This is a genomic window from Burkholderia sp. BCC1985, from assembly GCF_905339915.1.
In the GTDB taxonomy this organism is placed as follows: Bacteria; Pseudomonadota; Gammaproteobacteria; order Burkholderiales; family Burkholderiaceae; genus Burkholderia.
Window position 1 is genome coordinate 188,153 of sequence record NZ_CAJPGY010000013.1, and the last position, 10,763, is coordinate 198,915.

Genomic DNA, 10,763 nt, shown 5'->3' on the forward strand with positions numbered 1-10,763 from the left:
GCGTTGCGGGCTTCCCGGCATTCCATGCGGCACGAGCACGGACCGCCGCGCCGCCGACGGCGCGCACGGCGCCGTTCGCGCCGCGCCCGCCGGTTTCACGTGATGCTTACTCGGCCTGCAGCTTCCACTTGCCGTCGACGATCTGCACCATCACGCGCGCCCGCGTGTCGAAGCCGTTGTGATCGGTCGCCGTCGTGTTGATCACGCCGTGCGACACGGGCAGGTCCTTCACGCTCTCGAGCGATGCGCGCAGCGCCTCGCGGAACGCCTCGGTGCCCGGCTGGCCCTTCTTCAGCGCATCGGGAATCGCACGCTGCAGCAGCAGGCCCGCGTCCCATGCATGGCCGCCGAAGGTCGCCAGCGAACCGGCCCCGTACGCCTTTTCGTATGCGGCCTTGTAGCCGAGCGCCGGCTTCTTCACCGGATTCGAATCGGGCAGCTGGTCGGTCACGAGCACCGGGCCGGCCGGCAGGATCTCGCCTTCGCAGTCCTTGCCGCACACGCGCAGGAAGTCGTTGTTCGCGACGCCGTGCGTCTGGTACACCTTGCCCTTGTAGCCGCGCTCCTTCAGCGTCTTGGCCGGCAGCGCGGCCGGCGTGCCCGAACCGGCGATCAGCACCGCGTCGGGATTCGAGCCCAACAGCTTCAGCACCTGCCCCATCACCGACGCGTCGGTGCGGTTGAAGCGCTCGTTCGACACGAGCTTCAGGCCGTTCTTCTCGGCCGCCGCGCTGAACGTCTTGTACCAGCTGTCGCCGTACGCATCGGCGAAGCCGATGAAGCCGACCGTCTTCACGCCATGCTTCGCCATGTAGCCGGCGATCGCGTCGGCCATCAGCTGGTCGTTCTGCGGCACCTTGAACATCCATGCGCGCTTCGCGTCCATCGGCGAGATGATCTGCGCGCTCGCCGCGAGCGAGATCGTCGGCGTCTTGCCCTGCGACACCGGATCGAGCATCGCGAGCGAGTTCGGCGTGACGGACGAGCCGATGATCGCGTCGACGTGATCCTCGTCGATCAGCTTGCGCACGTTCTGCACCGCGCGGCTCGTGTCGGACGCATCGTCGAGCACGATGTACTGGACACTCTTGCCCGCGATTTCCTTCGGCAGCAGCGCGATCGTGTTCTTTTCCGGAATCCCGAGCGAGGCGGCCGGCCCGGTGGCCGACAGCGTCACGCCGATCTTCACCTGCGCCGACGCCGTGGCCGTCGCACCCACGAGGCCCGCGGCAAGCAGAACCTCCATCCATCGATTCATCTTCATTTACGTTGTCTCCAAACGCTGCTCGAAAAATCCGTGGGTCGCTCGGGCGGCTCCCGGTCCTCAAACAAGTTAATAAATTAACTATCTCGCCGTACCGCGTCTACGCTCGTTTTCCCGTGAAACGCCGGCGTCGCAATCGAGCCCCGGCGATCGCACGCACGCCCGCGCCGCGGCGCGTTCCGAAACGGTCGTTCGACCGCCACGATGCGCGGCAGCAATGTCGCCAGGATGAAGGGAACGGAGAAACGCAGCGTTGCGCGAGACGCGATCGATGCGAATGCAACGATCGCGGGAAGGTCGGCCGGCCGAGCCTGGTTCGGCTCCGCAAGCGCGCGGCACACGATCGGAAAACCGGCGGTTCATGCGCATCCGAACGACGCGTCGGATGCGAACGCAACGACCGGAGAAGCCGCCGTGCCGGGCAATCGCTCCAGAACGCGCATACCGGCCGCAGGACGGCTCGTGAAGGCCCGGGCATACCGATGCACCGCCGCCCCCGAACGAGCGGCGCCAGCCGCCCTTCGCACCCCGATCCATCGTCCCGCGCTTCTCATCCAACCGCACTCCCTCTTCTGCATTTTGCTTGTAGGAGAACTGCCGACTATTTTCCCGACCGCACGGTCGGCGAAAGCTGAGTGTAACGGACGCTTTTTGCGCACGCCAACCGGGTAAGCCCGGACGGCATGCGCGTGGCTGTGCGCCAGCGACGATCGACCGGCAGGATTGGACGAAAACGGGGGGGACGGGATGAAACGCGAGCGATGCGAGATGAGGTGAGGCGGAAACGGGCGCGGGAAACGCGGCGCCACTCGCCTGCACCATCAATGGAAATTCGCGCACACAAATGAAAAAGCGCTGTTGGATTCCGTCCAACAGCGCTTTGGGGTCCGGGCACTTTGTGCCTCGATTGTCTCCTCGTTCTCCACCTGCAAATTCGTTTCGCGGTGCATCAGAACTGAAACGAAGATTAAAGGACCTTTCACCCTGCGACAACTTAGCATTTACCCCTATGGTGCATCGCCGCACGAAAATGGGGCACCAGCCTTGCCGCGCGGCACCGTCCCGAGGCCGCCGCGACGCCCTTCCCGGCCGCGCCGGATGGTGCTTCGCATCAACGCGTCGCCACGCCGCGGCGCGCTGCAATCAGGACGGCCTGAGCGTCTTGACCCGTGCGACCATCTCGCCGACGATCCCGCGCCGGAACGCAAGCACGCATGCGATGAAGATCAGCCCGGTGACGATCGTCGCCGATTCGCCGAGCGAGTGGAACCAGCCGACGCCCGTCATCGACGCGAGCCATTCGCCGATGTCGCCGAGCCGGTCCTCCAGCGCGACGATCAGCGCCGCGCCGAGCAGCGGCCCGAACAGCGTGCCCATCCCGCCGACGAGCGTCATCAGCACGACGAGGCCCGACATCGTCCAGTACGCGTCGGACAGCGTCTCGAAGCCGAGCACCAGCACCTTCAGCGAACCGGCCAGCCCCGCGAGCCCGGCCGACAGGATGAACGCGAGCAGCTTGAAGCGGTCGGTGTCGTAGCCGAGCGAGATCGCGCGCGCCTCGTTCTCCTTGATCGCGACGAGCACCTGGCCGAACGGCGAGTGCACGATGCGCACGATGAACGCGCACGCCGCGACGATCACCGCGAGCACGACGTAGTACAGCGCGACGTCGTTCGACAGGTCGACGACCCCGAACAGATGCCCGCGCGGCACGCCCTGCAGGCCATCCTCTCCGTGCGTGAACGGCGCCTGCAGGTAGATGAAGTAGACCATCTGCGCGAACGCGAGCGTGATCATCGCGAAGTAGATGCCCTGCCGGCGGATCGCGAACAGGCCGACGACGAGCCCGAGCAACGTCGCGGCGAAGGTGCCGACAAGCACGCCGAGCTCCGGCGTGAAGCCGAGCGTCTGGATCGTATAGCCGGTCGCGTAGCCGGCGGTCGCGAGGAACATCGCATGGCCGAACGACAGCAGCCCCGTATAGCCGATCAGCAGGTTGAACGCGGCCGCGAACAGCGCGAACGTGAGCACCTTCATCACGAACACCGGATACGCGCCGATGAAGGGGGCTGCGAGCAGTGCGGCGAGCAGCACGCCGTAGAGCACTTTTCTCTGCATCATTTTTCCTTGCCGAACAGGCCAGCCGGGCGGATCAGCAGCACGATCGCCATGATCACGAACACCACCGTGGCCGACGCTTCCGGATAGAACACGCGCGTGAAGCCCTCGATCACGCCGAGCATCAGCCCGGTGATGATCGAGCCGAGAATCGAGCCCATCCCGCCGATCACGACCACCGCGAACACGGTGATGATCATCGGCTGGCCCATCAGCGGCGACACCTGGATCACCGGCGCCGCGAGCACGCCCGCGAATGCCGCGAGCGCGACGCCGAAGCCGTAGGTGAGCGTGATCATCATCGGCACGTTCACGCCGAACGCCTCGACGAGCTTCGGGTTCTCGGTGCCCGCGCGCAGATAAGCGCCCAGGCGCGTCTTCTCGATCACGAACCAGGTCGCGAGACACACCGCGAGCGACGCGACGACCACCCACGCGCGGTAGTTCGGCAGGAACATGAAGCCGAGATTGGTCGCGCCGGACAGCTGCGAAGGCACGTCGTACGGCTGGCCGGACGACCCGTAGACCGAGCGGAACACGCCTTCGACGACGAGCGTGAGGCCGAACGTGAGCAGCAGCCCGTACAGGTGATCGAGCTTGTACAGCCAGCGCAGCATCGAGCGCTCGACCAGGATCCCGAACGCGCCGACGATCAGCGGCGCGAGCGCGAGCATCGCCCAGTACGGCAACCCGAAATACGACAGCCCCATCCACGCGAGCATCGCGCCCAGCATGAACAGCGCGCCGTGCGCGAAGTTGATCACGTTGAGCAGCCCGAAGATCACCGCCAGCCCGAGGCTCAGGATCGCGTAGAACGAGCCGTTGACGAGCCCGAGCAGCAACTGGCTCAGCATCGCCGGCAACGGAATGCCAAAGATTTCCATCGACTTAGCCGTCCGAATGAGTTTCGTTGCGTGCGCAACCGTCATGCCGTCGCGCACGCGGGCGGTGCAGCGGCCACATCGCTGCGGCCGCGCCCGCGCTTACTTCCATGCCGCGCAGCGCGTCTCCTGCTTGGTCGTGAACGCCTGCTCGCCCGGAATCGTCGCGAGCACCTTGTAGTAGTCCCACGGCTCCTTGGATTCCGACGGCTTCTTCACTTCCATCAGGTACATGTCGTGAATCATGCTGCCGTCCTGGCGGATGTAGCCCTTCGCGTAGAAGTCGTTGATCTTCGCCTTCTTCAGCTCGGCCATCACCTTGTCGGAGTCGGTCGTGCCGGCCGCCTGGACCGCCTTCAGGTAGGTCGTCACCGACGAGTAGTCGGCCGCCTGCAGGCTCGACGGCATCTTCTTCATCTTGCCGAAGTAGCGCTGCGCCCACTGGCGCGCCGTCGCGTCGCGGTTCCAGTACCAGCTGTCGGTCAGCACGAGGCCCTGCGTCGTCTCGAGGCCGAGGCTGTGCACGTCGTTGATGAACATCAGCAGCGCGGCGATCTTCATCGTCTTCGTGATGCCGAACTCCTTCGCGGCCTTGATCGAGTTGATCGTGTCGCCGCCCGCGTTCGCGAGGCCGAGGATCTGCGCCTTGGACGACTGCGCCTGCAGCAGGAACGACGAGAAGTCCGACGCCGACAGCGGGTGCCGCACCGTGCCGAGCACCTGGCCGCCGCTCGCCTTCACGACGTCCGACGTGTTCTTCTCTAGCGCCTTGCCGAATGCGTAATCGGCGGTCAGGAAGAACCAGCTCTTGCCGCCCTGCTTCACGACCGCCGAGCCGGTGCCCTTCGCGAGCGCCATCGTGTCGTATGCGTAGTGGACCGTGTACGGCGTGCACTGCTCGTTGGTCAGCGTGTCGGCGCCCGCGCCGATGTTGATGTAGACCTTCTTCTTCTCGGCCGCGACCTGGTTCATCGACAGCGCGGTCGCGGAGTTCGTGCCGCCGACCAGCAGGTCGAGCCCGCCGCGGTCCATCCATTCGCGCGCCTTCGACGCGGCGATGTCCGCCTTGTTCTGGTGATCGGCATAGACGACCTCGATCGGCTTGCCGAGCACCTTGCCGCCGAAGTCGGCGACCGCCATCCGGATCGCCTCGAGGCCGCCCTGCCCGTCGATGTCCGCGTACAGCCCCGACATGTCGGTGATGAAGCCGATCTTCACGCTATCCGCGGCGTGTGCGGCGCCGGCGGTGAACGCTGCGGTCGCGACCGCCAGACACACGTGTGCGAGGGTCTTCATTTTCATTGACGTCTCCTGTTGTTCTGATGCGTTGTGGTTGTTCGTAGGCCGCCACGGCTAGCGGCAAGGGAAACGAGGCGGCGTCACACCCCGAGCAGGTCGTGAAGGATCGGCATCTTGCCTTCCAGTTCGGATGAGCGGAAATGCTCGACGATGCGGCCATGTTCCATCACGTAGAAGCGGTCGGCGAGCGGCGCGGCGAAGCGGAAATTCTGTTCGACCATCACGACCGTGTAGCCGCGCGCCTTCAGCGCGACGATCATGCGCGCGAGCGCCTGCACGATCACCGGCGCGAGGCCTTCGGAAATTTCATCGAGCAGCAGCAGGTTCGCGCCGGTGCGCAGGATCCGCGCCACCGCGAGCATCTGCTGCTCGCCGCCGGACAGCCGCGTGCCCTGGCTCTGCCGGCGCGACGCGAGGTTCGGGAACATCGCGTAGATCTCGTCGAGCGACATCGCGTGCTCGCGCGGGCCGATCGGCGGCGGCAGCATCAGGTTCTCCTCGCACGACAGGCTCGAGAAGATTCCGCGCTCCTCCGGGCAATAGCCGACGCCGAAATGCGCGATGCGGTGCGTCGCGAGGCCGATCGTCTCGTTGCCCGAAACCTTGATCGAGCCGCTGCGCCGGCCGGTGAGGCCCATGATCGCGCGCAGCGTCGTGGTGCGGCCCGCGCCGTTGCGGCCGAGCAGCGTGACGACCTCGCCGCGATGAACGCTCAGGTCGACACCGTGCAATATGTGCGATTCCCCGTACCAGGCCTCGAGGCCCGTGATCTCCAGCGCGGGCGTGCCGCTCTCGACGCCGCTCAATTCGCGTTCCTCCCGTTCGCTGTGCTTCATGCGTGCGCCCCCGCGAGCGCCGCATCGGCGCTGCCCATGTAGGCCTCGATCACCAGCGGATTCTTCGACACTTCCGCATACGAGCCCTCGGCCAGCACTTCGCCGCGTTGCAGGACGGTGATCGTGTCGGAGATGCCCGCGATCACGTTCATGTTGTGCTCGACCATCAGGATCGTGCGGCCGCTCGCCACCTTCTTGATCAGCGCGGTCACGCGATCGACGTCCTCGTGGCCCATCCCTTGCGTGGGCTCGTCGAGCAGCATCAGTTCGGGTTCCATCGCGAGCGTCGTCGCGATCTCGAGCGCGCGCTTGCGGCCGTATGCGAGTTCGACCGTCGGCACGTGCGCGAAATCGGTGAGGCCGACCTGCGTGAGGAGATCCATCGCGCGATCGTCGAGGCGCCGCAACGTGCGCTCGCTGCGCCAGAAATGGAATTCGGTCCCGAGCGCGCGCTGCAGGCCGATGCGCACGTTCTGCAACGCTGTCAGGTGCGGGAATACCGCCGAGATCTGGAAGGAACGAATGATGCCGCGCCGCGCGACCTGCGCGGGCCGCTCGTCGGTGATGTCGATGCCGTTGAAGACGATCTGGCCGGCCGTCGGTGTCAGGAACTTGGTCAGCAGGTTGAAGCAGGTGGTCTTGCCCGCGCCGTTCGGTCCGATCAACGCATGGATCGCGCCGCGCCGCACACGCAGGTTGACACCGTTCACGGCGGTGAAGCCCCTGAATTCCTTCGTCAGTCCGCGTGTTTCGAGAATCGTGTCGCCGAGAATCATGTTCCCTTCCGTACGAAGTCAGGCGAAGCACCGGGAGGATTCGCGCAAGCGACCGCGAACAAGTCCGCGGATCAGCGGGCTGCCCCCGGGGCGCCGTATTACGCCTCGAGGGTGGTCTCCCGCGCCGACGCGTATGCACACTGCGCAACATTGTCGCGCCGTTGGTGCAGTGCAATCATCGGGATTTGCACTTATAGGGCTGGCGGCCATATCGGGCGCGGCTGAGCGCAAATTTTCGACGCGCTTTTTTGACGCGCGCATCATCGAGGTGCGCATGCTCGCATCGGACGTGCCTGATTGAACGCAGGCATGTGACGCTGCGCGTCATGTCGTCGCGCAAAAAAAGCCGCGTGACATAAGCGATAAGCGAGTGGGCGAAGCAATTGCCGTGCGCATCGCCGCGCCCGTGTCATTGTGATGCTCGCGCGTCACCTTTGCTTCGCATAGCGAAACAGCGGGCGCTTGAATGACAGCCCGCTGTCGCGCGTGTCAGCGTGGCGTCACGCAGCCGTCATCGTCGCGTCCGTTTGCACCTGCGTCGCGTCATGCGCCGCGCGTCGATCGGCGCGAATCATGTCGCTTGCGCGCTCGGCGATCATCAGCGTCGGCGAATTCGTGTTGCCCGACGTGATGAACGGCATCACCGATGCGTCGACGATCCGCAGCCCGGCGATGCCGCGCACGCGCAGCCGGCTGTCGACGACGGCACGCGCGTCGTCCGCGCGCCCCATCCGGCACGTACCGACCGGATGGAAGATCGTCGTGCCGACCGCGCCCGCCGCTTCGATCAGTTCGGCTTCGGTCCGGTATCGCTCGCCAGGCAGGATCTCCTCCGGACGGTAGCGCGCGAGCGCCGGCGCGGATGCGATCCGGCGTGTGAGGCGCAGCGCATTCGCGGCGACCTGGCGATCGTGGTCGGTCGACAGATAGTTCGGTGCGATCGACGGCGCCACGCCGGCATCGGGGCTCGCGATATGCACGCTGCCGCGCGAACTCGGCCGCAGATGGCAGACGGACGCCGTAAAGGCGTTGAAGCTGTGCAGCGGCTCGCCGAAGCGCTCGAGCGACAGCGGCTGCACGTGATATTCGAGATCGGGGCGCGTGAGCGCGGGATCGTCGGGATCGGATTTTGCGAACGCGCCGAGCTGCGACGGCGCCATCGACATCGGCCCGCGTTGCAGCAGCGCGTATTCCGCGCCGATCATCAGCTTGCCCCACCAGTGCGCGGACAGCGTGTTCAACGTGCGCACGCCTTCGACGCGAAACGCCATCCGCAGCTGCAGGTGATCCTGCAGGTTCTCGCCGACGCCCGGCAGGTCCTGCACGACGTCGATGCCGAGCGCCTGCAGCCGTGCGCCCGCACCGATGCCCGACAGTTCGAGCAGCTGCGGCGAATTCACCGCGCCGGCGGTCAGCAGCACTTCGGCGCGTGCGTGCGCGACGTAGTCGGTGCCGCCGCCGCGATACTCGACGCCGACCGCGCGCCGCCCGTCGAAGATCACGCGCTGCGCATGCGCGCCGGTTATCACGGTCAGGTTCGGGCGCGTCATCGCGGGGCGCAGGAACGCCTTCGACGTATTCCAGCGCACGCCGCGCTTCTGGTTCACCTCGAAATAGCCGACCCCGCTGTTGTCGCCGCGGTTGAAATCGTCGGTCGCCGGGATGCCCGTCTGCTGCGCGGCCTGCGCGAACGATTCGAGGATCTCCCAGCGCAGCCGCTGCTTCTCGACGCGCCAGTAGCCACCTGCGCCGTGTGCGTCGCTCGCACCCGCGTGGTGGTCCTCGCTGCGCTTGAAGATCGGCAGCACGCTGTCCCACGACCAGCCCGCGTCGCCGGTTTCCTGCGCCCAGCTGTCGTAATCCTCGCGCTGGCCGCGCATGTAGATCATCCCGTTGATCGACGAGCAGCCGCCGAGCACGCGACCGCGCGGATACGACAGTGCGCGGCCGTTCAGCGCCGCCTCTGGCTGTGTCTTGTACAGCCAGTCCGTGCGTGGATTGCCGATGCAGTACAGATAGCCGACCGGGATGTGGATCCAGTGATAGTCATCCTTGCCGCCCGCTTCGAGCAGCAGCACGCGGATCTCGGGATCCTCGGTCAGGCGGTTCGCGAGCACGCAGCCTGCGGTGCCCGCGCCGACGATCACGTAATCGAATTCGCCCTCGAGCGTGCGTTGAGTCGTCACGACGTGTCTCCTGTCGACCCGAGTTAGCGCTTTAGCGCTTACTCGGGTCCCATGGCGTGGCTGGATGGAGTTGGCGCTTCAGCGCTTACTCCATCCCCACGGCGGTCGACCCGAGTCTGCGCTTTAGCGGTTACTCGGGTCCCATGCTTTGCGGTCGACCCGAGTTGGCGCTTTAGCGCTTACTCGTGCCCCGTGCTTTGCGGTCGACCCGAGTAAGCACTTCAGCGCTTACTCGTGCCCCATGCAAAGCGCATTGTTGTGTCCCGCGCGGCGCAATCCCGCGCGTCGTTTTCAGCATAGTGCGTCGCGGGCGACGCGATCGATGAAGCGTACTCCGCCTGCCATCCGCCGATCCAATGAGTTATGCTGAACTGCGTTATAAGCTGCGCTCATATCACGACGATGGATCTCACCCTGCTCCGTGCGTTCGCGACGGTCGCCCGCGAAGGCAACCTGACGCGCGCCGCCGTGCAGTTGCACCTGACGCAGCCGGCCGTCAGCCTGCAGATCAAGCATCTGCAGGAAACGCTCGGCGTCACGCTGTTCACGCGCACGTCGCGCGGGCTCGCGCTCACACGCGACGGCCAGACGCTGCTGCCGCACGCGGAGCGCGCGCTGGCCGCAGCCGCCGACGTGCAGCGCGCCGCTGCCGCGCTGCGGCACGAGGTGCGCGGCCGGTTGCGGATCGGCACGATCCTCGACCCCGGGTTCCTGCGGCTCGGCGGCTTCCTGCGCGCGCTGGTCGAAACCCATCCGCAGATAGAAACCGCGCTGCGGCACGGGATGTCCGGCTGGGTGCTCGAGCAGGTGCGCGCGCGGGCGCTCGACGTCGGCTACTACATCGGCCGGCCCGGCGAGGACGAGCCGCGCGACGACACGCTGTTCCACACGGTCACGCTCACGCGTTTCCAGTACCGCGTGCTCGCGCCGGCCGGCTGGAAGGAGCGCGTGCAGCGCGCGCACGACTGGCGCGCGCTCGCCGCGCTGCCGTGGATCTGGACGCCGCCGGCGTCCGCCCATCACCGGCTGCTGTCGCGGCTGTTCGCGACGGCCGGCGCGCAGCCGGTGAAGGTCGCCGAGGTCGACCAGGAGCAGTCGATGCTCGATCTCGTGAAATCGGGGATCGGGTTGACGCTCGCGCGGGACTCGACCGCGCTGGCCGAAGCGCACGCGCACGCGCTAACGATCGTCGAAGGCGTGACGGTGCCGACCGAGCTGACCTTCGTGGCGCTCGTCGAGCGGCGCGACGAACCGGCGATCGCGGCCGCGCTGCGGCTGATCGAGACGCAGTGGGCGATATGAGCGTGGCTGATGTCGGTGTGACGGGTCGTGCAGTGGACTTTTACGCCTGATGCTTCCTGCTATTCCTGTTCCTCTCGTCACTGCTCCTCTGCATCCCTACA

General features: G+C 66.3%; 8 protein-coding genes. 1 reads left to right on the forward strand and 7 read right to left on the reverse strand.

Going from position 1 to position 10,763, the window contains the following annotated elements; genetic code table 11:
- Nucleotides 1-106: 106 nt before the first annotated feature.
- The 7 genes from U4Z31_RS16080 to U4Z31_RS16110 form a co-directional block, all read right to left on the reverse strand.
- Nucleotides 107-1,264, reverse strand: coding sequence for an ABC transporter substrate-binding protein (locus tag U4Z31_RS16080; protein WP_321810792.1), 1,158 nt, complete (start codon nt 1,262-1,264; stop codon nt 107-109).
- Nucleotides 1,265-2,407: 1,143 nt separating this feature from the next.
- Nucleotides 2,408-3,382 carry a branched-chain amino acid ABC transporter permease gene (locus tag U4Z31_RS16085; RefSeq protein ID WP_321810793.1) on the reverse strand — a complete coding sequence of 325 codons (975 nt, stop codon included), beginning with the start codon at nt 3,380-3,382 and terminating at the stop codon, nt 2,408-2,410.
- On the reverse strand, nt 3,382-4,266 hold the full coding sequence (locus tag U4Z31_RS16090) for a branched-chain amino acid ABC transporter permease (protein WP_044845228.1): 885 nt from the start codon (nt 4,264-4,266) through the stop codon (nt 3,382-3,384). The genes U4Z31_RS16085 and U4Z31_RS16090 overlap by 1 nt, the downstream gene beginning before the upstream one ends.
- A 99-nt stretch (nt 4,267-4,365) precedes the next feature.
- On the reverse strand, nt 4,366-5,565 hold the full coding sequence (locus U4Z31_RS16095; protein WP_321810794.1) for an ABC transporter substrate-binding protein: 1,200 nt from the start codon (nt 5,563-5,565) through the stop codon (nt 4,366-4,368).
- A gap of 77 nt (nt 5,566-5,642) precedes the next feature.
- On the reverse strand, nt 5,643-6,398 hold the full coding sequence (locus U4Z31_RS16100; protein WP_044845226.1) for an ABC transporter ATP-binding protein: 756 nt from the start codon (nt 6,396-6,398) through the stop codon (nt 5,643-5,645).
- Nucleotides 6,395-7,174, reverse strand: coding sequence for an ABC transporter ATP-binding protein (locus tag U4Z31_RS16105; RefSeq protein WP_040142748.1), 780 nt, complete (start codon nt 7,172-7,174; stop codon nt 6,395-6,397). Before U4Z31_RS16105 ends, U4Z31_RS16100 begins: the two co-directional genes overlap by 4 nt.
- A gap of 500 nt (nt 7,175-7,674) precedes the next feature.
- Nucleotides 7,675-9,360, reverse strand: coding sequence for a GMC family oxidoreductase (locus U4Z31_RS16110; RefSeq protein WP_321810795.1), 1,686 nt, complete (start codon nt 9,358-9,360; stop codon nt 7,675-7,677).
- Between the two features lie 402 nt (nt 9,361-9,762).
- On the opposite strand from U4Z31_RS16110, the gene U4Z31_RS16115 reads away from it, so the two are divergent.
- Nucleotides 9,763-10,662 carry a LysR family transcriptional regulator gene (locus U4Z31_RS16115; RefSeq protein ID WP_321810796.1) on the forward strand — a complete coding sequence of 300 codons (900 nt, stop codon included), beginning with the start codon at nt 9,763-9,765 and terminating at the stop codon, nt 10,660-10,662.
- The last annotated feature ends 101 nt before the right edge of the window (nt 10,663-10,763 follow it).

Coding starts and splice junctions, on each gene's coding strand:
- U4Z31_RS16080 (WP_321810792.1), bottom strand. CDS start 1,264: ATGAAGATGAATCGATGGATGGAGGTTCTGCTTGCCGCGGGCCTCGTG.
- U4Z31_RS16095 (WP_321810794.1), bottom strand. CDS start 5,565: ATGAAAATGAAGACCCTCGCACACGTGTGTCTGGCGGTCGCGACCGCA.
- U4Z31_RS16115 (WP_321810796.1), top strand. CDS start 9,763: ATGGATCTCACCCTGCTCCGTGCGTTCGCGACGGTCGCCCGCGAAGGC.
- U4Z31_RS16105 (WP_040142748.1), bottom strand. CDS start 7,174: ATGATTCTCGGCGACACGATTCTCGAAACACGCGGACTGACGAAGGAA.
- U4Z31_RS16085 (WP_321810793.1), bottom strand. CDS start 3,382: ATGCAGAGAAAAGTGCTCTACGGCGTGCTGCTCGCCGCACTGCTCGCA.
- U4Z31_RS16090 (WP_044845228.1), bottom strand. CDS start 4,266: ATGGAAATCTTTGGCATTCCGTTGCCGGCGATGCTGAGCCAGTTGCTG.
- U4Z31_RS16100 (WP_044845226.1), bottom strand. CDS start 6,398: ATGAAGCACAGCGAACGGGAGGAACGCGAATTGAGCGGCGTCGAGAGC.